General features: G+C 70.6%; 23 protein-coding genes. 9 read left to right on the top strand and 14 right to left on the bottom strand.

Annotated features, from left to right (window positions below):
* Nucleotides 1-46: 46 nt before the first annotated feature.
* The 9 genes from WFI00_RS04995 to WFI00_RS04955 form a co-directional block, all read right to left on the bottom strand.
* Complete coding sequence (locus WFI00_RS04995; protein ID WP_336630378.1) at nt 47-790, bottom strand: alpha/beta fold hydrolase; 744 nt, start codon at nt 788-790, stop codon at nt 47-49.
* Nucleotides 787-1,602 carry an ABC transporter ATP-binding protein gene (locus WFI00_RS04990; RefSeq protein WP_336630377.1) on the bottom strand — a complete coding sequence of 272 codons (816 nt, stop codon included), beginning with the start codon at nt 1,600-1,602 and terminating at the stop codon, nt 787-789. Before WFI00_RS04990 ends, WFI00_RS04995 begins: the two co-directional genes overlap by 4 nt.
* Nucleotides 1,603-1,607: 5 nt before the next feature.
* Nucleotides 1,608-2,381 carry an ABC transporter permease gene (locus WFI00_RS04985; protein ID WP_336630376.1) on the bottom strand — a complete coding sequence of 258 codons (774 nt, stop codon included), beginning with the start codon at nt 2,379-2,381 and terminating at the stop codon, nt 1,608-1,610.
* Nucleotides 2,381-3,229, bottom strand: a complete 849-nt coding sequence (locus tag WFI00_RS04980; protein ID WP_336630375.1) for an ABC transporter permease — start codon at nt 3,227-3,229, stop codon at nt 2,381-2,383. The genes WFI00_RS04985 and WFI00_RS04980 overlap by 1 nt, the downstream gene beginning before the upstream one ends.
* Before the next feature lie 89 nt (nt 3,230-3,318).
* Nucleotides 3,319-4,317: an ABC transporter substrate-binding protein gene (locus tag WFI00_RS04975; protein WP_336630374.1), complete on the bottom strand. Its 999-nt coding sequence runs from the start codon at nt 4,315-4,317 to the stop codon at nt 3,319-3,321.
* A 462-nt stretch (nt 4,318-4,779) separates the two neighbouring features.
* Nucleotides 4,780-6,159 carry a dihydrolipoamide acetyltransferase family protein gene (locus WFI00_RS04970; protein WP_336630373.1) on the bottom strand — a complete coding sequence of 460 codons (1,380 nt, stop codon included), beginning with the start codon at nt 6,157-6,159 and terminating at the stop codon, nt 4,780-4,782.
* A 12-nt stretch (nt 6,160-6,171) separates the two neighbouring features.
* Nucleotides 6,172-7,173 (bottom strand): alpha-ketoacid dehydrogenase subunit beta, encoded by a 1,002-nt coding sequence (locus WFI00_RS04965; protein WP_336630372.1) that lies wholly within the window; start codon nt 7,171-7,173, stop codon nt 6,172-6,174.
* Nucleotides 7,170-8,300, bottom strand: coding sequence for a thiamine pyrophosphate-dependent enzyme (locus WFI00_RS04960; RefSeq protein ID WP_336630371.1), 1,131 nt, complete (start codon nt 8,298-8,300; stop codon nt 7,170-7,172). Before WFI00_RS04960 ends, WFI00_RS04965 begins: the two co-directional genes overlap by 4 nt.
* A 354-nt stretch (nt 8,301-8,654) precedes the next feature.
* A complete protein-coding gene (locus tag WFI00_RS04955; RefSeq protein WP_336630370.1) occupies nt 8,655-10,235 on the bottom strand; it encodes an alpha-amylase family glycosyl hydrolase in 1,581 nt (526 codons plus the stop codon).
* A 221-nt stretch (nt 10,236-10,456) separates the two neighbouring features.
* On the opposite strand from WFI00_RS04955, the gene WFI00_RS04950 reads away from it, so the two are divergent.
* From WFI00_RS04950 to WFI00_RS04925, 6 genes are read left to right on the top strand one after another with little or no spacing between them, the layout of a single operon-like run.
* Nucleotides 10,457-11,518: a LacI family DNA-binding transcriptional regulator gene (locus WFI00_RS04950; RefSeq protein ID WP_336630369.1), complete on the top strand. Its 1,062-nt coding sequence runs from the start codon at nt 10,457-10,459 to the stop codon at nt 11,516-11,518.
* Nucleotides 11,519-11,567: 49 nt separating this feature from the next.
* Nucleotides 11,568-13,280 carry an ABC transporter substrate-binding protein gene (locus tag WFI00_RS04945; protein WP_336630368.1) on the top strand — a complete coding sequence of 571 codons (1,713 nt, stop codon included), beginning with the start codon at nt 11,568-11,570 and terminating at the stop codon, nt 13,278-13,280.
* Between the two features lie 3 nt (nt 13,281-13,283).
* A complete protein-coding gene (locus WFI00_RS04940) occupies nt 13,284-14,270 on the top strand; it encodes an ABC transporter permease (protein WP_336630367.1) in 987 nt (328 codons plus the stop codon).
* A 16-nt stretch (nt 14,271-14,286) separates the two neighbouring features.
* A complete protein-coding gene (locus tag WFI00_RS04935; RefSeq protein WP_336630366.1) occupies nt 14,287-15,312 on the top strand; it encodes an ABC transporter permease in 1,026 nt (341 codons plus the stop codon).
* Nucleotides 15,312-17,042 carry an ABC transporter ATP-binding protein gene (locus WFI00_RS04930; RefSeq protein WP_336630365.1) on the top strand — a complete coding sequence of 577 codons (1,731 nt, stop codon included), beginning with the start codon at nt 15,312-15,314 and terminating at the stop codon, nt 17,040-17,042. The genes WFI00_RS04935 and WFI00_RS04930 overlap by 1 nt, the downstream gene beginning before the upstream one ends.
* On the top strand, nt 17,039-18,316 hold the full coding sequence (locus WFI00_RS04925; RefSeq protein ID WP_336630364.1) for a glucoamylase family protein: 1,278 nt from the start codon (nt 17,039-17,041) through the stop codon (nt 18,314-18,316). Before WFI00_RS04930 ends, WFI00_RS04925 begins: the two co-directional genes overlap by 4 nt.
* Nucleotides 18,317-18,818: 502 nt before the next feature.
* Here WFI00_RS04925 and WFI00_RS04920 read toward each other — a convergent pair.
* On the bottom strand, nt 18,819-19,883 hold the full coding sequence (locus WFI00_RS04920) for a histidinol-phosphate transaminase (protein WP_336630363.1): 1,065 nt from the start codon (nt 19,881-19,883) through the stop codon (nt 18,819-18,821).
* A 67-nt stretch (nt 19,884-19,950) separates the two neighbouring features.
* Between WFI00_RS04920 and WFI00_RS04915 the strand changes: the two genes are divergently transcribed.
* Nucleotides 19,951-20,349: a phage holin family protein gene (locus WFI00_RS04915; RefSeq protein ID WP_336630362.1), complete on the top strand. Its 399-nt coding sequence runs from the start codon at nt 19,951-19,953 to the stop codon at nt 20,347-20,349.
* Here the strand turns inward: WFI00_RS04915 and WFI00_RS04910 are convergent.
* Both WFI00_RS04910 and WFI00_RS04905 read right to left on the bottom strand, forming a co-directional pair.
* Nucleotides 20,315-21,658, bottom strand: coding sequence for a hypothetical protein (locus WFI00_RS04910; protein ID WP_336630361.1), 1,344 nt, complete (start codon nt 21,656-21,658; stop codon nt 20,315-20,317). The two genes, WFI00_RS04915 and WFI00_RS04910, sit on opposite strands and share 35 nt — an antisense overlap.
* A 2-nt stretch (nt 21,659-21,660) precedes the next feature.
* Nucleotides 21,661-21,945 (bottom strand): hypothetical protein, encoded by a 285-nt coding sequence (locus WFI00_RS04905; RefSeq protein ID WP_336630360.1) that lies wholly within the window; start codon nt 21,943-21,945, stop codon nt 21,661-21,663.
* A 161-nt stretch (nt 21,946-22,106) separates the two neighbouring features.
* Between WFI00_RS04905 and WFI00_RS04900 the strand changes: the two genes are divergently transcribed.
* The gene (locus WFI00_RS04900; RefSeq protein WP_336630359.1) at nt 22,107-22,613 is read left to right on the top strand and encodes a low molecular weight protein-tyrosine-phosphatase; all 507 of its coding nucleotides are present in this window, start codon (nt 22,107-22,109) and stop codon (nt 22,611-22,613) included.
* Between the two features lie 31 nt (nt 22,614-22,644).
* Nucleotides 22,645-24,033 (top strand): adenylosuccinate lyase, encoded by a 1,389-nt coding sequence (gene purB, locus WFI00_RS04895; protein WP_336630358.1) that lies wholly within the window; start codon nt 22,645-22,647, stop codon nt 24,031-24,033.
* 48 nt (nt 24,034-24,081) lie between these two features.
* Here the strand turns inward: purB and WFI00_RS04890 are convergent, their stop codons facing one another.
* Both WFI00_RS04890 and WFI00_RS04885 read right to left on the bottom strand, forming a co-directional pair.
* Nucleotides 24,082-24,414: an amino acid transporter gene (locus WFI00_RS04890; RefSeq protein WP_336630357.1), complete on the bottom strand. Its 333-nt coding sequence runs from the start codon at nt 24,412-24,414 to the stop codon at nt 24,082-24,084.
* Nucleotides 24,411-25,100: an acyl-CoA synthetase gene (locus tag WFI00_RS04885; protein ID WP_336630356.1), complete on the bottom strand. Its 690-nt coding sequence runs from the start codon at nt 25,098-25,100 to the stop codon at nt 24,411-24,413. The genes WFI00_RS04890 and WFI00_RS04885 overlap by 4 nt, the downstream gene beginning before the upstream one ends.
* Nucleotides 25,101-25,178 lie beyond the last annotated feature (78 nt).

Genomic DNA, 25,178 nt, shown 5'->3' with positions numbered 1-25,178 from the left:
GTGCGTCAGCACGTGCTGTCCAAGTAGGGGTGATGAGGTTGCCGCGTCAGCGGTCGTGCAGTGCGGAGATCAGCCACTCCGCGAGCAGTCCGGGCCGGGTCACCGGCAGCAGGTGGCCGCCCTCATCGACAACTTCGAGCACGGCACCGGGAATCGAGGCCGCGAGCTCGTCGGAGTTCGTCGGAGCCACCGACGCATCGTCACGGGCGGATACGACGAGGGTGGGTAGGGTCACGGCCTGCGCCGCTGCGGTGACGTCGAGATCAGCGAGTGCGCGGCACGCTGCGGCGTATCCTGCGGGGTCGAGCGCGGCGAACTCGGCGACCACGGCTTCAGTCCCCGCTCCCCCCTCCGGGAACCACCGTTCCCGGAGACCCGAAGAAAGAGCAGCGAGACCTTCGCGCTCGACGGTGTCGGCGCGCTCTGTCCAGAACGACGACGACGCCTGACGGATCGGAGCGTTCACCACGACGAGTCCTTCGACGAGATCCGGGCGACGCGCCGCGATCTCGATGCCGATGGCGCCCCCGAGGGAGACACCTGCCAGAGTCGCCGCGCGTACGCCCTCGGAGTCCATCACTGCGATCGACTCCGCCACGAGATCGTCGAAAGTGAACGGCTCGATCGCACCGCCCGTGTGACCCGGCAGGTCGTAGGTCAGCGCGCGCATCCCGGAGCCGAGTTGCTCGAGGACCCCGTCCCACATCGACTGCGTCGTGCCGAGGGAGTTGACGAACACGAGCGCGGGGCCCTCGGCAGAGCCGTGCCACGTGCGCGGCAGTGGGGTCATACCGACACCTTTTTCGCGTTCGTCTTCGCTCGCTGGATGCCGTCGTAGACGCGGGTGCGGAGGTCTCCGAACTCGGGCGTCACACGCGTCGTCGCCTGATCGCGCGGCTCGGGAATCGGCACCGGCACGTCGTCGAGGACGAACGTCGGCGACGAGGAGAGCACGAGCACGCGCTGCCCGAGGTACACGGCCTCTTCGATGTCATGGGTGACGAAGATCACCGTGAGGTCGCGGTCGGCCCACAGCCGGCGCAACAGATCCTCGAGATCGGCGCGGGTCTGCGCATCGACGGCCGCGAACGGCTCATCCATGAGCAGGACCTCGGGCTGGTACGCCACGGCGCGGGCGATCGCGACACGCTGCTGCATCCCACCGGAGAGCTGCCACGGATAGGCGTCGGCTGCATCCGTCAGTCCTACGGCTTCGAGAGCGTCGGCAACGCGGGCCCGTCTCTCTGCATTCGGCAGCTTCTTCGTCTTCAGTGGGAGGTCGACGTTTCCGCGCACGGTCTTCCAGGGGAACAGGCTGCGACCGTACTCCTGGAACACGACGGCCATCGCCTCAGGCGGCCCGTCGACTCTCGTCCCCGCCACGGTCACGGAGCCCGATGTCGGCGCGAGGAGACCCGCGAGGCACTTCAGGAGTGTGGTCTTGCCCGCGCCCGACGGCCCGACGATGCACGTGAACTCGCCGCGCTGCACCGTGAAGTCCAGGTCGCCGATCGCCTCGACGCGGCGGCCCTGGGACTCGTAGACCTTCCTGAGATGGTCGACTTCCACGACCGCTTGCGCCATCCGAGTGTTCGTCTGCATTGTGACTACCCTCTTTCCAGGCCTTTGAGGCCCTCATACCAACCGAGCACCCGGCGTTCGAAGAGTCGGAAGAGCATCGCGAGCGCGAATCCGATGAGACCGAGCACGAGAACGCCGCTCCACATGTCGGGAATCGCGAAGCTGCGCTGCGCGAGGATGATCGACGCGCCGAGGCCCGTCGTCGGCGCGAACATCTCACTGATGACCATGAGGATGATGGCGATCGACAGACCCGTGCGCATCCCCGCGACGATGTTGGGAAGCGCTCCCGGGAGGATGAACTCGCTGAGGCGGCGCCATCCGCGGATGCCGAACGTCGCGCTGGTGTCGCTCAGCACCCTGTCATAGCCGCGCACGCCCTCGACGGTGTTCAGCAGGATCGGCCACACGGCGCCGGTCGCGATCACGACGAGCTTCGTCTCGTCGCCGATGCCGATGACGAGCAGGAAGATCGGGACGAGCGCCGGCGGCGGGATCGCGCGGAAGAACTCGAGCACCGGCTCGGCCGCCTGCCTCACCCGCGCGTTGAGCCCGAGGACGGTCCCGAGCGAGACGCCCACGACGACGGCGATGGCGTAGCCGAGCAGGAGCCTTCCGACGCTCGGCACGATGTCGGTGAAGAAACGCGGCCCCAGCCAGAGGGTGCCGAAGCTCTCGACGATCTTGCTGAGCGGCGGAAGGAAGAAGTTCGTGGATCCGGCGCTCGTGAACCACCACAGCGCGAAGAGCAGTGCGGGCAGCGCGACGACGAGGGTGGCGCGTTTCAGGGCTGTCGTCATCAGGCGGCCTCTGCATTCCGGACGGTGGCGTGCCAGCGGAGAGCACGCTTCTCGAGGGTGCGTGTGCCGAGATTCACTGCGACGCCGAGGAGGCCGGCGACGATGACCAGGCCGTACATCTTGGTGGTGTCAGCGGCGCTCTGGGCGAGGGCGATGCCCTGCCCCAGACCGAATGTGCCGATGACCATCTCGCTCGTGACCGCGAGCACGAGCGCGATCGAGGCGGAGATGCGGAACCCGGTGAAGAGGTGGGGCAGCACCGAGGGCAACACGAGGTCCGTGACCGTCATCCACCGGCCGAAGCGGAAGCTGCGGGCAGTCTCGCGTGCAACAGGGTCCACGTCATCGAGTCCGGCCAGCGTCTGCAGCAGCATCGGCCAGAGAGCCGCGTAGGTGATGAGGATGAGGCCGGACTGGAATCCGCCGCCGACCAGCAGGATGACGGCGGGAACGAGCGCGACCGACGGGATGGGCCGAAGGAATTCGATGGTCGAGTGCGTGAACGCGCGAGCACCCGGGATGAGCCCGATGAGCAGTCCGAGCACGAAGCCGCCGACCACCGCGATCGCGAGGCCGAGGGCCCAGGTGCGGACAGTGCTCATCATCATGCCCCAGAACTCGAGCGTGGTGGCGAGTTGCCCGAGGCGCAGCACGATTTCGCTCAGCGGAGCGAAGACGTGGGGGTCGATGAGGCCCACGCGGGCGACGAGCTCCCAGGCGACGATCAGGAGCACGAAGCCGGTGAGCGCATTGAGTCGGCTCAGGAGGCCGCGGTCCGCGCGACGCGGAGAGCGGGAGCGGGCGTCGGGTGTCGCACTCGTCGCCGTCGACTGCATCGTTGCTGTCATGTGGGTTCCTTCTCTTGCGGTACGTGCCGCTCTCCGAGCTTTCGAGGAGCGGCACGTACCGCTGAACTGTCCGACGGACGGAGCACTGTCTAGCGCGGGACCTCGCTCCAGACGAGGTCGTCGTACGTGACCTCGCTCTTGACGATTCCGTACTCGCGCGTGTACTTCGCGAAGAGGTCGATCGACTCCTCCGGAAGGTCCGGGCGGAACGTGCACAGCGTGATGCCCTCCGCCTGCTCGGGAGACAGTCCGCTGAACTCGGGCACGATCTTCCGCACGGCATCGGGGTTGTCACTCGCGAACTCGAGCGACGCGGAGATAGCGGCGCCGATGCGCGTGAACAGCTCGGGGTTGGCCGCGAGCTGGGCATCCGAGGTGTAGTAGGCGCTCGTCACGATCGACTCGTCCGACATGGCGAGGTACGGAGTCGAGATGGCTCTGAACCCCTCCGCGATAGCCGCGCTTCCGAAGGGCTCGGAGCCGACCATCGCATCGACCTGTCCGGAACGGAGGGCGGGCAGCTCGTCCGGGAACGGCAGTTCGACCCATGTGACCTTGGCAGGGTCGCCGCCGTCTTCGGTGATCGCGATGGACGCGAGCATCTGGGCGAGGCCGTTGAGGGCGTTGACCGTGACCTTCTTGCCTTCCAGATCGCGGGCACGCTCGATTCCGCTGTCGGGAGCGACCTCGATCATTGTGACGTCGGCGCCTTCCTTGGCGGTCGACGCCGAACCCGGAGCGATGATCTTGATGGGCAGACCCTGGTCGTTCGCCTGGAGCAGGGACACCATGTTGCTGAAGCCGAAGGTGTATTGGCCGGAGACCACGGACGGGATCACTGCGGCGCCGGACGCCCCGACATTGATGTTGACGTCGAGGCCCTGCTCCTCGAAGAGGCCCTCCTGAACGCCGAGGTAGATCGCTGCGACATCGACGACGGGAACGACGCCCACTTCGATCGTGACCTTCTCGAGCGGATCACCGGATGCCGGTCCGTTCGACGAGGTACCGGCGCATCCGGCGAGCATGAGGGACGCCGCGGCCATGAGCGCTGCGCCGGCCAGGAGTCTGCGATTCGGGTGCTTCACTCTCTATTCCTCCTTGAATAGGGGTCTCGCGACCGAAGCCGCGTCAGCCGACACTATGTGCCGACCATCGAAATGTACACTAAGCGTACAGTTGCCCGCAAGGCGTTCACTTCGCGATCGATGATTCGCCGGCCTGGATAGCCTCAATGACCCCAGGCGCGCATCCGGGGTCTGCGTGTGAGCGAGGCGGGGGGCGACATCGACCGATGGTCCGGCTCTCTTTACACACGGTCCGTTAAGAACGGGGTCGCTTCGCCGACGGACGAGCAAAGGCGGGTCGACGCGACGGTCAGGACGACGCCGTCGTTCCGTTGAGTCTCGCGTCGCGCGCAGGCGATCGATCCGACGCAGCACCGACCCGGATCTGCAGTCGGCCGCCGGATCATCTCCGCGGGTCTCGACCGACCTCAGGCGGCCGACGCGGCGTCAGGAGGGAGCGCAGATCTTCAGGGACGCCCCGTCTCAGTCCAGCAGGAGTGCGGGTTCCTCGAGGATCGACGCCACATCGGCGATGAACCGGCTCATGCCGTCGCCGTCGATGACGCGGTGGTCGAACGATCCCGACACGGTCGTGACGAACCGCGGGCGCACCTCGCCGTCGACGACCCACGGCTTCTGGCGGATCGTGCCCATCGCGACGATGCCCGACTCGCCGGGGTTGATGATCGGCGTCCCGGCATCCATCCCGAACACGCCGATGTTCGTGATCGTGATCGTGCCGCCCTGCTGATCCGCGGGCGACGTCCGGCCCTCGCGGGCGGTCAGCGTCAGCTTCTCGAGAGCCTGGGCGAGGCCCCGCATGCTGAGATCCTGCGCGTCCTTGATGTTCGGGACGAGCAGACCCCGCGGCGTCGCGGCGGCGATGCCCAGGTTGACGTAGTTGCGGACGCGGATCTCGGCCGATCCGTTCTCGCCCTCGACCCACGCGGCGCCGACGAGGGGCGTCCGACGGCACGCCCAGATGACGGCACGCGCCATGATCAGCAGCGGCGAGACCTTGATGTCGGCGAAGTCCGGCGACGCCTTGAGGCGCTTGACGAGCTCCATCGTGCGGGTCGCGTCCACGTCGGTCCACACCGACACGTGCGGAGCCGTGTAGGCCGAGCGCACCATGCCGGACGCCGTCGCCTTGCGCACGCCCTTGACCGGGATCATCTCCTCGCGGTCGTCGGCGCCGTGCGGACGGGCGGCGGTCGTCGCCGGCGCGGGCGTCGACCGGACCTCCGCCCCGGCAGCCGCGGTCACGGGGATGGTGTGCTCACGCACGGCGGGGGCGGCGGGGGTCGCGATGTTGCGGAACACGCTCGCCTGGGTGGCGTGGGCCACGACGTCGTCGCGCGTGACCTCACCGGCCGGACCGCTGGGCGTCACCTGTGCGAGATCGACGCCGAGGTCGCGGGCGAGCTTGCGGACCGGGGGCTTCGCGACGACGCCGACGGATGCCCGGACGGCCGCGCCGCGCTCGGCGGGACGCTTGCGCCGCGACGAGACGGCACCGCCCGTGCCGTAGCCGACGAGGACGGCGCCGGCGGCATCGTCCTCGGCGGGGGCGGCCGGCTCGCCGTGCGCGGAGAGGCCCGACGCGGCATCCGGCTGCGCCGCGGCCCCCGCGATCGTGATGATCGCGGCTCCGACCGTGACCGTCTCGCCCTCGGGCGCGAGCAGCTCGCCCACCGTCCCGGCGAAGGGCGACGGCAGCTCGACGAGGGACTTGGCGGTCTCGATCTCGACGAGGACGTCGTTGACCGCCACCGTGTCGCCGGGCGCCACGTGCCACTGGACGATCTCGGCCTCGGTGAGCCCTTCGCCGACATCCGGCAGGTGGAAGGTCTGCGTGCTCATGCGGTTCTCCGGTCAGTAGGCGAGGGCGCGGTCGACGGCCTCGAGGATGCGGTCGGCATCGGGCAGGTACGTGCCCTCGAGCTTGGCGGCCGGGAACGGCACGTCGAACCCCGACACGCGCAGCACCGGCGACTCGAGGGCGAAGAACGCGCGCTCCATGACGGTGGCCGCGACCTCGGATCCGACCGACACGTTGCCGGGCGCCTCCTGCGCGTAGACCATGCGCCCGGTCCTGCGCACGGAGTCGAGGATCGGACCGTAGTCGATGGGCGAGAGGGAGCGCAGGTCGACGACCTCGCAGCTGGTGCCCTCGGATTCGGCGAGCGCGGCCGCCTGCAGCAGCGTCGTCACCATCGCGCCGTGGCCGACGAGGGTCACGTCGGTTCCGCGACGGACCACGCGGGACGCGTGCAGCGGCAGTGCGCGCTGCGCCGTGTCGACGTCGCCCTTGAGCCAGTACTTGGCCTTCGGCTCGAGGAAGATCACCGGATCCGCCGACGCGATCGCATCCTGGATCATCCAGTAGGCGTCGTTCGGCGTCGACGGCGAGACGACGCGCAGACCCGGGGTGTGCGCGAAGTACGCCTCCGGGCTCTCCTGGTGGTGCTCGACGGCCCCGATGTGGCCGCCGTACGGGATGCGGATGACGACGGGGAAGGACACCGCGCCCTCGAGCCTGTTGGTGAGCTTCGCGAGCTGCGTCGTGATCTGGTCGAACGCGGGGAAGACGAAGCCGTCGAACTGGATCTCGATCACGGGACGGAACCCGGCCATGGCGAGTCCGATCGCCGTGCCGACGATGCCCGACTCGGCGAGCGGGGTGTCGAGGACCCGTCGGTCGCCGAACTCGGCCTGCAGCCCCTCGGTGACGCGGAAGACGCCGCCGAGCTTGCCGATGTCCTCTCCCATGAGCAGCACGTGGTCATCGGCCGCCATCGCCGCGCGCAGTCCCGCGTTGAGCGCCTTGGCGAACGGCATCGCGACCGTGCCGGTTGCGTTGGATGCGGTGCTCATGCGGCACCCCCTTCGAACGACGCCTCGTAGTCGGCGAGCCAGCGCTCCTGCTCGGCGACGAGGGGATGGGGCTCGGAGTAGACGTGCGCGAACATCGCGGATGCCTCGAGGCCGCCGAGCTCGTTCGTGCGCACGCGCACGTCGTCGGCGAAGGCTGCGGCCTCGGCATCCGTCTCGTCGAAGAACGCCGCCGACGCTCCCCGCCCTTCGAGATAGGTGCGCATGCGGGCGATCGGATCGCGACGCGCCCACGACTCCTCCTCGCCCGAGGTGCGGTACTTCGTGGGGTCGTCGCTGGTCGTGTGGGCGCCCATCCGATAGGTGAGCGCCTCGATGGCGCGCGGTCCCTCTCCCGCGCGCGCCTCGTCGAGGGCGAGCTTGGAGACCGCGTAGCTGGCGAGCACATCGTTGCCGTCGACGAGCACCGAGGGCATCCCGTACCCCGCCGCCCGACGGTGCAGCGGGACCCGCGACTGGGTCGCGACGGGCACCGAGATGGCCCAATGATTGTTCTGCAGGAAGAACACCTGCGGGGTGCGGTAGGTGTTGGCGAAGACCATGGCCTCGTGCACGTCGCCCTGGCTCGAGGCTCCGTCGCCGTAGTAGACGATCACGGCGGTGTCGCGTTCCGGATCGCCGGTGCCGCACTTCCCGTCGAAGACGAGGCCCATCCCGAACCCCGTCGCGTGCAGCGTCTGCGACCCCAGGACGAGGGTGTAGATGTGGGTGTTGCCGTTCTTCGGGTCGGTCGGGTCCCATCCGCCGTGGGTGAGCCCGCGCATGACCCGGATGATGTCGATCGGGTCGACGCCGCGGGTGGTGGCCACGACGTGCTCGCGGTACGAGGGGAACAGGTGGTCCTGCGGGCGGGCGGCGCGCACGGATCCGACCTGGGCCGCCTCCTGACCGAAGGACGGGGGCCAGAGGGCGAGCTGGCCCTGGCGCTGGAGGTTCGTGGCCTGGCGATCGAACGCCCGGACGACCACCATGTCGCGGTAGAACGTCTCGAGGTCCGCATCCGTGAGGGAATCGATGAGCGGCAGGTAGCGCTCGGCCTCGGCCGTGGGGGCGAACGTCCCGTCGGAGGCCAGAACGCGCACGAGTGCCGGGTCGTCGGGCGTGGTCATCCCTCCACGCTAGACCCGCGTGCATGCGCGGGTCTGCATGAGGCGCGGCGTGCGGGCTACCTTTCCCCCTTGGCCCTTGCCCCTTGGGCCTTGGCCCTTGGCCCGTGGCCCGTGGCCCTCGGCCCTCGGCCCGCCTCTCCCCCAGGTTCGGGGTCGCCTGTGGTCGCCACCCCGCGAGTTCGGGGTCGCGTGAGGTCGCCTCCCCACGGGTTCGGAGTCGCGTGTGGTCGCCACCCGGGCGCAACACCGACCAGATGCGACCCCGAACCTGCGGGCGAGAGCGGGCGAGAGAGAGCGAGGGCGAGAGCGGGCGAGAGAGAGCGAGAGCGAGGCCCCCCGCGGGGGCGAGACCCCCTAACCCAGGTCCACGACGGCGCAGCCGAAGGGGGCCAGGCGCAGGGTGCCGCCGTCGAGCACAGCCGACGACGACAGCAGGATCTCGGCGGGCGCCCCCGCGGGCAGGGCGACCTCACGCGCGGCGCCCGCCGGGTTCAGAGCCACGAGCAGCCCCTCCCGACGGAACACGAAGGGCGCGCCCGTCGAGACGACGTCGACGACCCCGCGGGCGCCGAGGCGGGGATCGCGACGGCGGAGCGCGATCGCCTCGCGCACGAAGTACAGGAGGGAATCGGGATCGGCCAGCTGGGCGGCGACCGTGGGGCGGGCGGGGTCGGGGTCCTCGGGGAGGTAGTGCGAGGCGGATGCCGGCGGCCAGGCATCCGGCACCGCGCCCCACTGCATGGGCGTGCGGGACCCCGCGCGCTCGTAGCGCGGGCCGAGGGACGAGCCCTCGAGCGAGGGGAGATCGGGCACGTAGCGCATGCCGATCTCGTCCCCGTAGTAGATGCACGGCAGCGCGGGCCAGGTGAGGGCGAGCAGCAGCGCCGGACGCACCTGGTCCGCGCTGCGCGGCCCGCTCACCAGTCGGGTGAAGTCGTGGTTCGCGGTCGGCAGGCCGACCACGCCGCTGCGGCCGGATGCCTCGATCGCATCGTGCGCGCGGCGCCAGGCCGCGACGAAGTCGCCGGCGTCGCCCGCCCCCGAGGCATCCGCCCACGGCACGCGCGGCTCCCACGCGTCGTGGACGGTGCCGGCGCCGTCGTTCCACAGCGACTTGAGCGGCAGACCGTCGTCGTCGCCCCCGAACTGCAGGAAGAAGTCGACGTCGAAGCCCGCGGGCACGGCGCGGGCCGGGTCGCCCCACTCCGACACGAGGAGCCGGCCGGGGTGGGTCCGCTCGATCCTGCCGCGCACGTCTCGCCACAGCTTCGCCGTCTCGACGTGCCCGGGGTCGTCCTTCACCAGGGATGCGGCCATGTCGACGCGGAACCCGCTGATGCCGCGGTCGTACCAGCCGGTGACGATGTCCACGAGGGCATCGCGGTTGCGTCGCGGGCCGTCGGCGTCGACGCCCTGACGCCAGGGCTCCGTCGCATCGGGTCGGGCGTAGCCGAAGTTCAGCGCGGGCTGGAACGCGAAGAAGTTCGGCCGGTAGAAGCCTCCGCGTGCGCCGTCGACCGGAACGAATCCCGCGTGCGGGTCCGGACTGAAGACGTAGCGGTCATCGGTCGGATCGTCGCACGCGGATCGGAACCACGGATGCGTGTCGGAGGTGTGCCCCGCGACCAGATCGAGGAGGATCGCGATGCCGCGGCGATCGGCCTCGGCGACGAGCCGGTCCAGCGCGGCATCGCCGCCGTAGCGCGGGTCGATGCGCGAGAAGTCCGCGACGTCGTAGCCGGCGTCGCGCATCGGCGAGACGAAGCACGGCGAGATCCACACCGCGTCCACGCCGAGCCATGCGAGGTAGTCGAGCCGCGCCGCGACGCCGTCGAGATCGCCCATGTCGTCGCCGTCGGCGTCCGCGAAACTCTGCGGGTACACCTGGTACAGCACCAGCTCATCGAGTCTCGTCGCGGTCTTCTCCGGGTGCATCGTCGCCTCCTCGCCATCGCCGTCCTGCGGCGCCGTCCGAGAAGACTACTTGATGTAACCGGTTACATTGAGCTATCGTGGCCAATGTATCCGGTTACATCCGATCGGAACGATTCCGGAAGCCATCCGGAACGACCCCGGAACCCGCTCGGCAGAGCCCCGTCAACCCCTGGCGGAGGATTCCCCCCGACGGCCACGATGACCCCACGCGAGGAGGCGACATGGACGACCCGACCCCCACCCCCGGCTCCCCCTCCGCGCCCGGCACCAAGCCGACGATCCGCGACATCGCCCGCGCGTCGGGCGTCTCCGTCGCCACCGTCTCCCGCGTGACGCACGACGACCCCCGCGTGACCCGCGCCACGAAGGAGCGCGTACAGGAAGCGATCGATCGCCTCGGCTACCGCCCGTCGGCGCTCGGCCGGGCCCTCTCCTACCGGCGCACCAACACTCTCGGCATCGTGCTGCCGGGTCTCGGCGGCCCGTACTTCGCCGCCCTGATCGAGGGAGCCGAGTCGGTCGCCGTCGAGCGCGGTGTCGCGATCAACGTCCTCGGCACCCACCTGCGCCCGGATGCGGCGGCCTCCGTCCGTCAGCTCGCCGAACGCACCGACGGTCTCATCATCGCGGGCGGCACGCTGCCGGCGACAGAGCTGGCCGCGCTCGCCTCCGCGGGGCGGGTCGTCCTGGTCGCCGGAGACCACGAGAGCATCCCCACCGTCGCCGTCGACGGGCGTACCGCCGCCGCCGAGCTCACCGCCCACCTGATCGAGATCCACGGGCATCGACGCCTGCGCTTCGTCGGCGAGCCCGCTGGCTCGCCCGACACCGCGGCGCGATACGAGGGCTTCACCGACGCGCTCGCCGCCCACGACCTCGTCGAGGCGGGCGAGCCGCTGCGCCTCGGCCTCGACGTCCGCTCCGGGGGGCTGGCCGCGCGCGAGCTCCACGACGCGGGCGTGCTCCCGGATGCGCTCGTCTGCGCGAACGACGAGCTCGCGATCGGCCTGCTGGCGACGCTCCCCGGGCTCGGCCACCGGATCCCCCGGGACGTGGCGATCACGGGCTTCGACGACCACGCCCTCGCCGAGATCGCCTCTCCCCGCCTGACCACCGTCCACCAGCCCATCGAGGACCTGGGGGCGCGCGCCGCCGCCTACGCCCTCGCCGACGACGGCGGTCTCCCGCAGCGCACGGTGCTGCCCACACGCCTGGTCATCCGCGAATCGTGCGGATGCACGGAGACCGACGCATCCGCCCCACCGCAGGAGGCGGACCGCTGAGAACCCGCCGGTCGACGCCGACCGGCCCCGAAGGAACGAGGAGGTTCCGATGAGAAAGCGCACGAGAGTCGTCGTGGGCGCCCTGACGGTTGCCGCCGTCCTGGCATCCTCCGCCTGCGCGAACGTCGGGCTGGGCGCCCCGCCCGACGCCCCCGAGGGATTCATCCCCGAGCTGCGGATGCCCTCCGAGGCCGGCGGGTCGGTGCAGGGCCTCAAGAACTACAACTACCTGTCCCCGAACGCGACGGTGCAGACCTGGGTGTACGAGCCGCTGATGATCCGCGACCGGTTCACGTGCGACGCCGTGCCCTACCTCGCGACCTCGTACGAGTGGGACGGCACCGACCGCATGGTCGTGCACCTGCGTGACGGCGTGACATGGAGCGACGGCGAGCCGTTCACCGCCGACGACGTCGTCTACACGTTCACCGCGGGCAAGGAGTTCCCGGCCGCGGACAAGGCCGGCCTGTGGGGCGACTACTTCGGCGCACCGGCCGAAGCGGTGACCGCCCTCGACGACCACACGGTCGAGTTCCGCTTCGCGGGGCCCGCCGTGCCCAAGACCGACGAGATCCTGCAGACGACGAAGATCCTCCCCGCGCACATCTACGCGGACCAGGGCGATCCCACGCAGTTCATCGACACCGAGGGGATCGGCACGGGGCCGTTCGTCCCGGCCGCCTACAACGGACGCCGCCTCGTGCTGGAGCGCAACGCGACCTACTGGAACGCCGACGAGGTGAAGATCCAGCAGATCTCCCTCGAAGGGCAGTACGACGCGAACTCGGGCGCGCTGAAGATCCGCTCGGGCGCGCTGGACCTCTATCGCGGCGACATCCCGAACCCGCCTCGCTCGATCGTGGCCGCCGACCCCGAGAACGCGCACTTCTTCTTCCCGCCGGACGCCTCGACGGTGATCGCGATCAACACGGAGCGCCCGGTGCTGAGCGACCCGGCCTTCCGTCAGGGGATCGCGTATGCCATCGATCGAGAGGCCATCGCCGAGCGGGCGAGCTTCGGCATCATGAGCCCCGCCAGCCAGACGATGCTGCTCCTCCCCTTCCAGGAGGCGGAGGTGCCGGAGAAGTGGAAGGGCCGGGAGTTCATCCCCTACGACCCGGCGGAGGCCGACCGCCTCCTCGACGAGGCGGGCTATGCCAAGAACGCCGACGGCTGGCGGGTGGATGAGAACGGCCAGCCGCTCTCGTTCGTCTTCAGCGTCCAGGCGGGCTGGATGGACTTCATCGCGATGGCCGACGTGATCGTGCGGAACCTCCGCGCGGTCGGCGTGCAGGCCAAGATGGTCGCGACCGATCCGAACGCGGTCGACGGGATGCAGCGGTCGGGCGACTTCGACATGCTGCTCGACTTCGTCGGCGGCGGATGCCAGCGCGCGAAGGACCTCGGATCGCGGCTGAACTCGGCACAGATCTCGCACGACAAAGAGCTGCTGCTCAACCGGTCGCGCTTCGCGGACCCCGCCGTCGACGAGCTCGTCGCCGAATGGGCCAACACGACCGACCCCGCGCGCGCGAAGGAGATCCAGGACCAGGTGATCGACGTCTTCATGACGCAGTTCCCCTACATCGCGCTCCAGTACGCCCCCAGCCGCCTCATCTATCGCACCGACAACGCGGTGGGCTGGCCGAGCGAGGACAACCCCTACCCGGTCGACCAGCTGCTGCGCCTCGCGACGACGCTTCGGCCTCCTGGCACCGCGGACAGCGCGGGCGACGGCGGATCGACGTCGGGAGAGGACTGAGCCGTGAAGTACTACGTGCGCAAGACCGGCTACTTCCTGCTGACCCTGTGGGCGGCAGCCACCCTCAACTTCATCATCCCGCGCCTGCAGCCCGGCGACCCCGCGGAGATCATGGTGCGCCAGATCAGCGGCAAGGGGGAGGTCGACCCGGCTCAGGTCGCCGCGATCCGCACCATGCTCGGCTACGGAGACGACAACATCTTCGTCGCCTACGGCAAGTATCTGGGGCAGCTGGTGCGCGGCGACTTCGGGATCTCGTTCACCTACTTCCCGTACCCGGTCGTCGACGTGATCGGGCAGGCGCTGCCCTGGACCCTGGTGCTCGTCGGGCTCACCCAGGTGCTGTCGTTCCTGCTCGGGACCCTCCTCGGCGCCGTCGCGGCCTGGAAGCGCAACAGTCGCTTCGACACCTCGATCTCGATCGGCTCGACGTTCATCGGCAACCTGCAGTCGGTCTGGATCGGACTCATGGTGCTGTTCGTCTTCGCCTACACACTCGGCTGGTTCCCCGCGTCCGGCGGCTACGGCTACACCGAGCAGGGCTTCACGCCGCTCCACATCGCCGACGTCATCTCGCACGGCTTCCTCCCCGCCCTCACCCTCATGGTGACCGCGCCGATCGGGTTCATCCTCTCGATGCGGAACACGATGGTGCAGGTCCTCGGCGAGGACTACATCCGCCTGGGCATGGCGGCCGGCCTCAAGGAGCGCACCCTCGCCATCGGCTACGCGGCCCGCAACGCGCTGCTGCCCGTCATCACGGGCTTCGCGCTGTCGCTCGGGGTGCTGATGGGCGGATCGATCCTCATCGAGACGGTGTTCGACTACCCCGGCATGGGCAGGCTCATGGGCGAGGCGACCTCGAACCGCGACTTCCCGCTGATGCAGGCGATCCTCTTCGCCACGATCGTCATCGTCCTGACGGCCAACTTCGTCGTCGACCTCCTCTATCCGCTCATCGATCCGCGCGCACGCAAGGCCAAGGCCTGAAAGGCAGGTGACAGGGATGTCCGACAACAACTCCATGCCGCGTCAGTCCGAGCTGCCGCCCGAAGTCGTCGCCCAGGTCGGGCTCGACCGCGCTCCCGACGACGAGAACCCGATGACCCGTCCGACGCGCACGTATCGTCGGCGCGTCACCGGCGAGGATGCCTCCACGAGCGAGGTCGTCGCGATCGTCCGGCCTCCGCGCTGGTACGCGGTGATCTGGTCGAGCCGGAAGGCCCGGATCGGCATCTTCATGCTCGCGGCCTTCCTGCTGATCGCGCTGCTGGCCGACGTGATCGGCATGCACAGCCCGACCGATGCGAGCTTCGCGCCCGTGCAGGACCCCAGCCCGGAGCACTGGATGGGCACCAACTCGCTCGGCTACGACATCTGGGCCCAGCTCGTCCACGGCACCCGGCTCTCCCTGGCCATCGGCGTGCTCGGCGGCCTGGCGACGATCCTCATCGCCCTGGTCATCGGCCTCATCGCCGGGTACACGGAGGGGTCGCCCCTCGACGACGGGCTGTCGTTCCTCACGAACCTGGCCCTCGTCGTGCCCGTCCTGCCCCTCATGATGGTGATCGTCGCGTACAGCGAGACCCGCGGGCTGCTCCTGCTCGTCTTCGTCGTCGCGATCACCAGCTGGGCGGGAGCGTCGCGGGAGATGCGCTCGCTCATCATCTCGATGCGCAACCGCGAGTACGTCACCGCGGCGCGGTTCGGCGGCGACGGGATGCTCCGGATCGTGTTCCGCGAGATCATGCCCAACATGTCCTCGCTCATCGTGTCGGGGTTCATCGGCGCCGCCACCGGCGCCATCGCCGCCGAGGCCGGGCTGTCGTTCATGGGCTTCGGCGATCCGAACACGGTCAGCTGGGGGCAGATGCTCGCCCAGGCCAATGCGAACGGGGCGCTCGTGCAGGGCCTGTGGATCTGGCTCGTGGCGCCGGGCATCATGCTGGCGCTCCTCATGACGTCCCTCACCTTCGTGAACTTCGGCGTCGACATGCTCAGCAACCCGCACCTGCGAGAGGACGAGAAGTGATGGACATCCGGAACCAGACCCCGAGCACGGGGCCGGTCCTCTCGGTCGAGGACCTGTCCGTCCGGTACACGCCGAAGATCGGCGCGCCGGTGGATGCCGTGAAGAAGGCCTCTCTGCAGGTCTCGCCCGGCGAGTTCGTCGGACTCGCCGGCGAGTCCGGGTCGGGCAAGACCACGTTCGCTCAGGCGGTGCTGAAGCTCCTGCGCAGCCCGGGGCACATCGTCGGCGGCCGCGTCCGCTGGGGCGACACCGACGTCACGGAGATGGACGACGACGCGCTGCGGCCCCTCCGCTGGAGCTACGTCTCGACGGTGTTCCAGTCGAGCATGAACTCCCTGAACCCCGTCGTCCGGGTGCGGCGGATGTTCGAAGACGTCCTGCACGAGCACGACGGCGCCGACGGGAAGGCCGCGCGACAGCGCGCCGAGGAGCTGTTCGACCTCGTGAGCGTCGACGCGAAATTCCTCGACATGTTCCCGCACGAGCTGTCCGGAGGGATGCGGCAGCGGGTGAACCTCGCGCTCGCCCTCGCGCTGCGCCCGCAGCTCGTGCTGTTCGACGAGCCGACCACGGGTCTCGACGTCGTCGTGCAGAAGTCTATCCTGGACAAGATCCGCGAGCTGCAGGAGCGCGAGCGCTTCGGAGCCATCCTCATCACCCACGACATGGGCACCCTCCTCGACTTCTCCGACCGCATCGCGGTCATGTACGAGGGCGAGATCGTCGAGGACATGAGCGCGGCGGCGGCGGTCGACACGGGCGAGGGCGGCGGCGGCCCCCGGCATCCGTACTCGATCCATCTCGTGGGCTCGTATGCGGAGCTCCTGGGCGAGGACGTGCCGGGCTACGCCGGCGCCGAGCTGGAGCGGCCCCGCGAGGTCACCGCGGAGGCGCCGACATCGCACCCGCCCGTGCTCGAGGTGGAGGGACTGAACCGGCGCTTCGAGAAGCGGCACGGCCTGCGAACCGAGTACGTCGACGCCGTGAAGGACGTGTCGTTCACGCTCGCCGAAGGCGAGGTGACCGCCCTCGTCGGCCAGTCAGGATCCGGGAAGTCCACCATCGCCCGCATCCTCACCCGGATCGACAGCCCGAGCTCGGGCACCGTCCGCTATCACGCCCGGGAGAAGCGCGGCGGGGGCGTGCACGACATCACCCGCCTGCACGGCCGGCTCGCCCGGGAGTACCAGCGGAACGTGCAGTACGTGTTCCAGGATCCGTACGCCGCGTTGAACCCGACCCTCACCGTCGGCTACGCCCTGTCCCGGCCGCTCGTCAACTTCCTGAACGTGCGCCCGCGCGAGGCGATCGAACGCGCGGCGAGCCTCCTCGAGGACGTCGGCCTCACTCCCGCCGGCCGCTTCCTCGGCCGGCTGCCGCACGAACTGTCCGGCGGACAGCGCCAGCGCGTCGTCATCGCGCGGGCTCTGGCCGCCGAGCCGCGCCTCGTGATCGCCGACGAACCGATCGCGAGCCTCGACGTCTCGATCCGGGCCGAGATCCTCGAGGTGCTGCAGTCGCTCGTGAAGGACCACGGCGTCGGCATGCTCTACATCACCCACGACCTGCTCTCGGCGAAGACGCTCGCCAACCACGCGCTCGTGCTGCGCGACGGCGAGCTCATCGAGTCGGGGCCCGCCGACGAGGTGATCGACAACCCCCGCGCGGAGTACACCCGGCAGCTGCGCGATGCCATCCCCAACCCCTTCGAGAAGAGGACCGCCGCATGACGACCGACGTCTCCGTCGAGATCGACCTGCCCGCCGACATCCGCACCCTGACCGAGACAGAGGTGGATGCCAGCATCCGGTGGCTCTGGGAGCACGCCACCGCCGACCCCCGCAGCCCCGGCTGCGGCCTCGTGCTCGACCGCGACGATCTGCCGGGGGTCGCCACCGTCGCCGCCACCGGGTTCGCGCTCGCCGCATGGTGCGTCGGCATCGAACGGGGCATCCTCACCCGGACGGCCGTCCTGGAACGCGTCCGCGGCACGCTGCGCACCCTCGAGGAGTCGGTGCCCGAGCACCACGGCTTCCTCGCCCACTTCGTCGACGCGGACACCGGCGCGCGCCGCGGGGGGTCGGAGTACTCGACGATCGACACGGCGCTGGCACTGTGCGGAGCCGTCGCGGCGGCGTCCATCCTCGACGACGCCGAGGTGTCCGCACGCACCGACCGGCTTCTCGAGCGCATCGACTGGCGCTGGCTCAGTGCGGAGCGCGACGGCCGGACCGTCCTGAGGATGGCGTGGGTCGAGAGCAGCGGCGACGACTACGCCGACGGCGCGGACGAGGGCGGTTTCGTGAGCGCCTGGTCGATGACGGCGGAGCAGCTGCCGATGTATCTGCTCGCCGCCGGGCATCCGGACGTCTCCGCCGAGCTCGCGCAGGCGCTGTGGCGCGGCTTCGACAAGCCCGTCGGCGAGTACGGCGGCCACGAATGCGTCTACGAGCCCGGCGGGACGCTGTTCACCTATCACTTCCCCCTCGCGTTCTACCCCTTCCAGCGCGTGCGCGACCTCGACGGGCGCGACTGGTGGCGCAACGCACGCGAGGCGTCGCTCGCCTCCCGGGCGTGGTGCGCCGACGAGGCCGGGCGCTTCCGTACGTTCGCAGCGGGCCTCTGGGGTCCGGCCGCAGGGCTCGGACCGAGCGGATACGTCGTCAACGGCGCCCGCCCGTCGGCGGAGGAGCCCCGGTGCGACGGCACAGTGCCGCCCGTCTCGCTCTTCGGGGCGCTGGCGCTCGCCCCCGAGGCCGTGGCACCCGCGCTCCGGGTGCTGCGCGACGAGCATCCGGATGCCTGGAACGAGTGGGGCGCGACCGACGGGATCAACCTCGAAGGCGAGACGCCCTGGTACGCGGCGCCGCGCTACGGCCTCAACAAGGGCGCGACCGCCCTGCTCGGGGCGGCGGCGCTGGGCTCGACGCTCGTCTGGGACGCCTTCGCCGGGCATCCCTGGATCGCCCGGGGCGCCGAGCGCCTCGGATTCACGCGCGCGTGACCGCGGGGCCGCGGGCAGGGGTCGGGGTCGGTGTGGCTCGGGGTCGGGGTGGCTCGGGGCCGTGGTCGGGGTGGGGTCGGGGTCGCGCGCCGCAGGTTCGGGGTCGCATAAGGTCACCCCGCCCCGGTTCGGGGTCGCCTGAGGTCACCCCCATCCGAGTTCGGGGTCGCCTCAGGTCGCCATTCGGGCAGAACACTGACCAGACGCGACCCCGAACTTGACTTGTGCCCCCCAGGGAAAGACCCCACAGGTTCGGGGTCGTGTGTGGTCACCCCGTTCGAGTTCGGGGTGACGTGTGGTCATCAGACCGGGCGCTCCGCAAGTTCGGGGTCGCTTGTGGTCGCCCCCGCGCAGGTTCGGGGTCGCCTCAGGTCGCCATTCGGGCAGAACACCGACCAGACGCGACCCCGAACCCGAAGGGCGAAACCCACCAGGGCGAAACCCACCAGGGCGAAACCCACCAGGGCGAAACCCACCCAGAGCAGACCCCCGGGGGCGCGGGTCAGGAAGCGGTGAGAGCGGCCACACGCACGATGTCGTCGATCGCCTCGTGCTCGCCGATCGAGACGCGCACGCCGTCGCCCGCGAACGGCCGCACGATCAGCCCGGCCTCTTCGAACGCGGCGGCGACCTCGAGCGCGCGGTCCCCGGCGGGGAGCCAGACGAAGTTGCCCTGCGCGTCGGGGACATCCCACCCGGTCTCGCGCAGCCGCGCGACGAGGGCGTCACGCCGCCCGGCGATGTCGCGCACGCGCTCGAGCAGCTCGTCCTCGGCGTCGAGACTGGCGAGCGCCGCCTCTTCGGCCGCAGCCGTCACCGACAGCGGGATGCCCGTGCTGCGCGCCGCGGCGAGGATGCCGGGGTGGCCGACCGCGTAGCCGACGCGCAGGCCGGCGAGTCCGTACGCCTTCGAGAACGTGCGGAGCACGACGACGTTCGGATGCCCCGCCGAGACGATCGTGCGCCCGTCGACGGCGTCGGGGTCGGTGACGAACTCCGTGTACGCCTCGTCGAGGATGACCAGGACATCCGTCGGGATACGGGCGAGGAACGCCTCGAAACCCGCCTGGGTCACGGTGGGGCCCGTCGGATTGTTCGGCGTGCACACGATGATCAGCCTCGTGCGGTCGGTGACGGCGTCCGCCATCGCCTCGAGGTCGTGGGCGCCTCCGGCGGTGTTGGGCACGGTGACCGCCGTCGCCCCGGCGACCACCGCGAGCCCCGGGTAGGCCTCGAACGAGCGCCACGAGAAGAGGATCTCGTCGCCCGGCCCGCTCGTCGCCTGGGCGAGCTGGAACAGGATCGACACCGACCCGGCGGCGATGTGCACGGCATCGTCGGACACCCCGAAGCGCTCCGCGAGGCGCGCCCGCAGTCGCGGCGACGAGGCGTCCGGATAGCGGTTGAAGGCGATCGCGGACTGGACGGCGGCGACGACGCTCGGCAGCGGGGGGAACGGGTTCTCGTTGCTGGAGAGCTTGAACGCGTCGTCGCCGGCCTGCTTGCCCTGCCGATAGGCGGGCAGCGCGGCGATCTCGGGACGGATGCGGACGGGCAGATCGGTCACACCGCGAGTCTACGGATGACCGACGCCCCGTGACGCCCGGGGCGTCCCGTGGGAGACTGGGCGCACCATGCGATTCATCGTCCGCGTCGTCGTCAACGCCTTCGCCATCTGGGTCGTGACCCTGATCACGGCCCTGGAGGTCGTGGTCACCCCGTTCCCGCCGGGCGAGACCCTTCAGCTCGTGCTGACGCTCCTCGCCGTCGGGGCCGTGTTCGCCCTCGTCAACACGGTGATCGGCACCGTCATCAGAGTCGTCGCGTTCCCGCTCTACATCCTCACCCTCGGCCTCATCTCGCTCCTGGTCAACGGCCTGCTCCTGTGGATCACCGCGTGGTCGACGGGATGGTGGGGCTGGGGCCTGAGCGTGGGCGACTTCTGGCTCGCCGTCGTCGCCGCCCTCCTGATCTCGCTGATCAACTGGGTGTTCGGGATCATCCTGCGCCCCCAGACGTCGCGCCGCCGCTAGCCCTCCCGGGCGCGGTGCCGCGTGCGGCACCGTAGACGAACGCCTCGACGGATCGGGCCCGCGCGAGCTCACCCCACCGGGCGCGGACGGCGTCCATCCGCGGATCACCCGACGCATCCAGCAGGCGGGCCGTGTCCCGATAGGCGTCGAGGCCGTGCTGCCCCCACATCCCGTCGCCGTCGAAGGCCGTCCCGGGCGATGCCCGCGAGGCGACGAAGCTCCCGGCGGCGCCCGTGCCGGTGTCGAGGCCTCCCCCGGCGAGCGCCGAGATCGGGTCATCGAGATGGCGCACCGCGACGCTCAGCGTGCCCGGGTCGACCGCCGCCTCGACCGGGTCGCCGAACGTGATCAGCAACGGCACGTCGAACTCTCCGGAGAGCGCCACGAACGAGGTCACCATCGCACCCTGCGAGTAGCCGACCAGGATCACGCGATCGCCGCTGCGCGCCCCCGCCTCCGCGGCGGCGGCCATCGTCGCGTCGAACGACGCGCTCCGCGTCCGGGTGTACAGCTCGATGTTCGACCGGGCGTCCCAGGCCTCCTCGGCCGGCCCGCCGGGCGCGGTGCCGGCGGCGTAGACGACGAACCGCCGACGGCCGCCGTCCATCGTGTACCGCTCGACGCGCACGCGGCCCTCGCCGCGCGGGATGCGGTCGACGATCTGCGTCAGCGACGTGGGCGCGGTGGTGCGACCGCCGCCGAGGCGACGGACGTGGGTCGACGCGGAGGGTCCGGTGAGCCGGGAGCCCGCGGGGAGGGCGCCGAGTCCCAGAAGCCCGACCGCGCCGACGCCGAGGGAGGCCAGCGCATCCGCACCCCACGGCGAGGAGGCCCCGATCGACCCGGGCGCGCGGTACTGATCGCCGAGAGCGGCCGCCGTCTCGATCCGCCACGTCACCGTCGCCGCGGCGAGCCGGAGCGCGATGGCCGGATCGGCCGCGACGATCGCACGGGCGCGCGAGCGGATCGTTCGCGCGAGCCCGGCGTCGCCCCCGGCGTCCGCCGCTGCGGCTGCGGCGAGCAGCTCGGCCACCTCGTACGTGTCGGCCATGGTGTGCAGATCCGCGGCGAGGCGACGGCAGCGGTCCTGGGCGTCCGCGGCGGCGCCGCCGGGCGGGAAGATCCACACCCCCGACTCCCCGAGCGCCCAGCGCGCTCGTTCGAGGATCTCGCGCACGTCGCCGCACTCCGCGGCGGCGGCGAGCAGTCCCGCCGCCACCGACCGCAGGGTCGCCGTGTCGACGACGACGATCCCTCCGCTGCGGATCTCGAGGTCGCCCTCGGCCGTCGAACCGGTGTCATCCGACACGCCTACCCTCCCCCGCTCCCGAACAGTGCCGAGACGTCGCCGACACCTCCCGGCCGCCCGAGATCGCGCTCCGCCGCGTCGATCCCCCGCAGCATCCGGAGGAGGTCGTCCTCCAGGCAGGCCATCCCCTCGCGGAAGCGTTCCATGGCCCGTGCCCGCCAGGCCGTCGCCTCGGACAGGGACGCGATGCGGTCGCGCAGCAGTACGCCCCTGCCCCGGGCATCCTCCAGGAGCCGTCGGGCCGCGTCGATCCGTTCGGCGGTCGCGGGGTCGTGCGGCGGGTCCATGTTCCGACCCTGCCCGCTCACCCCGGCGCACGGGCGGGCGATCCCGCGATCGGTGGACGGTTCGGGCGAGACCGCCGTCGGGGAGGAGGAGACGCGCGGAACGGGCCGGACATATCGGGAGGACCTATCCTTCACGACCGCGACTCGTCCAGAATGAGGGGATGCCACGTCGTGCCGAGCCCTTCCGCGTCGCCTTCGTGTGCACCGGCAACATCTGCCGGTCCCCCATGGCGGAGATCGTGTTCCGCGACTTCGCGGAGCGTGCGCGTCTGGACGCGTACGTCACGTCGACGAGTTCGGGGACCGGCGACTGGCACGTGGGCGAGCGAGCGGATGCCCGGACGATCGATGCGCTGGCCCGACGCGGCTACGACGGCGAGCACCACCGGGCACGGCAGTTCTCGCTCGACGACTTCGACCGCCACGACCTGATCGTCGCGCTGGACCGCTCGCACGAGCGGATCCTGACCAGCTGGGCGCGAAGCTCGGACGACGCCGACAAGCTCGCCCTCCTCCTCTCGTTCGACGAGTCCGCCGACGGAGCCCTGGACGTGCCCGACCCGTACTACGGCGGCCCGCAGATGTTCGACGAGGTGCTCGCTATGATCGAGAGTGCGAGCCGGGCGCTCTTCCGGCAACTCGAACCCGCGATCCGTCCGACGTCCTGAGCGCCCGCAGTCACCGATCGGAGCCCGCGTCTTGACCTCTGCCACCTCGCTTCCCCCGCAGCCGCTGAGCCCCCTCGACGGCCGCTACCGCGCCGCCGTCGCCGGCCTCGCCGACTACCTGTCCGAGGCGGGACTCAACCGCGCGCGGGTCGAGGTGGAGGTGGAGTGGATCATCGCGCTCACCGACCGGTCGCTGTTCGGTTCCGCGCCGCTGACGGATGCGCAGAAGGATGCCCTCCGCGCCCTCTATCTCGGGTTCGGTCAGGCGGAGATCGACTGGCTCGCCGCGAAGGAGGCGGTGACGCGTCACGACGTCAAGGCCGTCGAGTACCTCGTGCGCGACCGGCTGTCGTCCCTCGGGCTGGACGCCGTCGCCGAGCTGACCCACTTCGCCTGCACGAGCGAGGACATCAACTCCGCCTCGTACGCCCTGACGGTCCGGCGCGCCGTCGAGAACGTGTGGCTGCCGAAGCTGCGCGCCGTGATCGGCGCCCTGGGCGACCTCGCCCGCGAGCACCGCGATGCGCCGATGCTGTCGCGCACCCACGGACAGCCGGCCACGCCGTCGACCATGGGCAAGGAGATCGCCGTCTTCGCGTGGCGTCTGGAGCGCGTCGCCGCGCAGATCGAGGGCGGCGAGTACCTCGCGAAGTTCTCCGGAGCGACCGGCACCTGGTCGGCGCACCTCGCCGCCGCCCCGGACGTCGATTGGCCGGCGCTGTCGCGGTCGTTCATCGAGGGCCTCGGCATCCAGTTCAACGTCCTCACGACCCAGATCGAGTCGCACGACTGGCAGGTCGAGCTCTACGACCGGGTGCGGCACGCGGGCGGCATCCTGCACAACCTCGCGACGGATGTGTGGACGTACATCTCGATGGGCTTCTTCGCCCAGATCCCCGTCGCGGGTGCCACCGGGTCGTCGACGATGCCGCACAAGATCAACCCCATCCGCTTCGAGAACGCCGAGGCGAACCTCGAGATCGCCGGGGGCCTGTTCCAGACGCTGGCGACCACCCTCGTCACGAGCCGCATGCAGCGCGACCTCACCGACTCGACGACGCAGCGCAACATCGGCGTCGCCTTCGGTCACTCGCTGCTCGCCCTCGACAACCTGCAGCGGGGCCTCACGGAGATCCTGCTCGCCCGCGACGTGCTGCTGGCCGACCTCGATGCGAACTGGGAGGTGCTCGCCGAGGCCATCCAGACCGTGGTGCGCGCCGAGATCGTCGCCGGCCGCTCGCAGATCACCGACCCCTACGCCCTCCTGAAGGACCTCACGCGTGGACGCCGCGTCGGGGCGCCGGAGCTCGCCGCGTTCGTCGACGGTCTCGACATCGGCGCCGACGCGAAGGCGCGGCTCATCGCGCTCACGCCCGCGACGTACATCGGTCTCGCCGACGCTCTCGTCGACGAGCTCTGACGCCCGGGCGGACCTCTCGTCCTCGCGTCCGCGCGCCGGTATCGCCGGTCAGTGCCCGCGGCGCGGGGTCCCGGAGCGGGGAGCGTCCGGGTCGGGCGTCTCGCCGTCCATCAGCACGGGACGGTCGACCGGTTTGGTGACCTGCGCGGGATCGACCGCCAGCATCAGCAGCGCGATGATCACGAGGGTCGCGATGAAGGAGATCCCCGCAACCACGAGCGAGACGACGACGACCTGTGCGCGCGCGTCCCCGCCGAGGTCCTGGAAGAACCCCATCGAGACGAGCGCGATGATCCCGCCGAAGGCGGCCGCCGCGAACGCGAAGCCGAGCAGCTGCACGGGCTTCATCAGGTCGCGTCGGGTCGGGCGATGATCGCTCATGCGGTCTCTCCTGCGGGCGGGGTCGGCGCTGCGCCGGCGGGACGAGGGTCGATGACCGCACTCGCGGCCTCCGGAACGGGAACCCCGGGGGCGCGGCGCGGCGAGAAGCCGGCGATGCCGAGGAACACGGCGACGATGGCCGCGTACCCGCCGAATACGCCGACGCCGATCGTGATGCCGGTGAGGGTGTAGCTCGTCCCGTTCGGGCCGGCCTCGCGGATGACGTACTCGAGGCTGTAGGCCGGGTTCACGAGGAGGAGGCCGATCGCCAGGGCGATCGTCACCGCGCCGATGAGGATCGCATCGCGAGCGGTGGGGTCACCGGTGCGGCGGGCGCGCAGCCCCGCGACGAGCTCGGCGACGCCGGTGATCGCGGCCCACGTGATCACGACGACGAAGAAGAGCGCCGTCGTCCGCAGGGGCGGGATGCCCGTGACCATGCCCGCGACCAGGCACACGACGCCCAGGAGCACCGCGGCTGCGCGCGATCCGGGCCGGTACACGAGCCAGGCGGCCAGCAGCAGGACGAGACCCGTCGCGATCGCGAATCCGCTGAACACCGCGAGCCCGACGGCGGCCGAGTGATCGGCCGAGAACGTGATCATCACCGCCGCCATCGCCGCGAGCAGGGCGCGCGCGAGCTGCAGGTGGCGCACCTCGAAGGTGCGGGAGGCGACGTCGGTCACGGCAGGCTCATCCGGGCAGGAGAAAACGGAACCCTCCCAGTCTAGGTCGTCCCCCCGGCGGCCACGCTCGACCGGAGG

The organism is Microbacterium sp. MMO-56 (assembly GCF_037146215.1).
Classification (GTDB): domain Bacteria; phylum Actinomycetota; class Actinomycetes; order Actinomycetales; family Microbacteriaceae; genus Microbacterium.
Note: the sequence above shows the minus strand (reverse complement) of the source record. Positions and strands in the feature narration are given on the sequence as shown.

Bases quoted from the DNA above. Each gene is read 5' to 3' on its own strand.
- WFI00_RS04935 (WP_336630366.1), top strand. From the start codon at position 14,287: ATGTCCGACAACAACTCCATGCCGCGTCAGTCCGAGCTGCCGCCCGAA.
- WFI00_RS04985 (WP_336630376.1), bottom strand. From the start codon at position 2,381: ATGACGACAGCCCTGAAACGCGCCACCCTCGTCGTCGCGCTGCCCGCA.
- WFI00_RS04970 (WP_336630373.1), bottom strand. From the start codon at position 6,159: ATGAGCACGCAGACCTTCCACCTGCCGGATGTCGGCGAAGGGCTCACC.
- WFI00_RS04915 (WP_336630362.1), top strand. From the start codon at position 19,951: ATGCGATTCATCGTCCGCGTCGTCGTCAACGCCTTCGCCATCTGGGTC.
- WFI00_RS04925 (WP_336630364.1), top strand. From the start codon at position 17,039: ATGACGACCGACGTCTCCGTCGAGATCGACCTGCCCGCCGACATCCGC.
- WFI00_RS04995 (WP_336630378.1), bottom strand. From the start codon at position 790: ATGACCCCACTGCCGCGCACGTGGCACGGCTCTGCCGAGGGCCCCGCG.
- WFI00_RS04965 (WP_336630372.1), bottom strand. From the start codon at position 7,173: ATGAGCACCGCATCCAACGCAACCGGCACGGTCGCGATGCCGTTCGCC.
- WFI00_RS04930 (WP_336630365.1), top strand. From the start codon at position 15,312: ATGGACATCCGGAACCAGACCCCGAGCACGGGGCCGGTCCTCTCGGTC.
- WFI00_RS04890 (WP_336630357.1), bottom strand. From the start codon at position 24,414: ATGAGCGATCATCGCCCGACCCGACGCGACCTGATGAAGCCCGTGCAG.
- WFI00_RS04950 (WP_336630369.1), top strand. From the start codon at position 10,457: ATGGACGACCCGACCCCCACCCCCGGCTCCCCCTCCGCGCCCGGCACC.
- WFI00_RS04955 (WP_336630370.1), bottom strand. From the start codon at position 10,235: ATGCACCCGGAGAAGACCGCGACGAGACTCGATGAGCTGGTGCTGTAC.
- WFI00_RS04990 (WP_336630377.1), bottom strand. From the start codon at position 1,602: ATGCAGACGAACACTCGGATGGCGCAAGCGGTCGTGGAAGTCGACCAT.
- WFI00_RS04960 (WP_336630371.1), bottom strand. From the start codon at position 8,300: ATGACCACGCCCGACGACCCGGCACTCGTGCGCGTTCTGGCCTCCGAC.
- WFI00_RS04980 (WP_336630375.1), bottom strand. From the start codon at position 3,229: ATGACAGCAACGATGCAGTCGACGGCGACGAGTGCGACACCCGACGCC.
- WFI00_RS04900 (WP_336630359.1), top strand. From the start codon at position 22,107: ATGCCACGTCGTGCCGAGCCCTTCCGCGTCGCCTTCGTGTGCACCGGC.
- WFI00_RS04945 (WP_336630368.1), top strand. From the start codon at position 11,568: ATGAGAAAGCGCACGAGAGTCGTCGTGGGCGCCCTGACGGTTGCCGCC.
- WFI00_RS04905 (WP_336630360.1), bottom strand. From the start codon at position 21,945: ATGGACCCGCCGCACGACCCCGCGACCGCCGAACGGATCGACGCGGCC.